At 61.6% G+C, this 344-nt stretch carries 1 protein-coding gene; it reads left to right on the forward strand.

Annotated features, from left to right (window positions below; all coding sequences use genetic code 11):
• Positions 1-344 (forward strand): immunoglobulin-like domain-containing protein (locus tag C6A77_RS25600; protein WP_161959697.1); only part of this gene is annotated, 344 nt, incomplete at both ends.

Here is a 344-nt window from a genome sequence, read left to right on the forward strand (position 1 = left end):
GGCGGCAACTTCGAGCAGCTGACGCCGAACCTGACGCCGGCCCAGACCACGATCAACGACTCGGTCGATAACACCACTGCGATCCTGACTGCGACCCCGTCGGTCACCGAAGGTGGGGTCATCACCTACACCGTGACCCTGAGCAACCCAGCCCAGACTCCGGTCACCGTGACCCTGTCCAACGGCCAGACCATTACCGTCGAAGCCGGCAAGACCCAAGGCAGCGTTGATTTCCAGACCCCGGCGAACGACTTCTACAACAACGGTTCGACCGTCAGCACCACTATTACTAGTGCTACTGGCGGCAACTTCGAACAGCTGAGCCCGAACCTGACGCCGGCCCA

Origin of the sequence: Pseudomonas sp. AFG_SD02_1510_Pfu_092 (genome assembly GCF_003331055.1) — a bacterium.
Taxonomy (GTDB): domain Bacteria; phylum Pseudomonadota; class Gammaproteobacteria; order Pseudomonadales; family Pseudomonadaceae; genus Aquipseudomonas.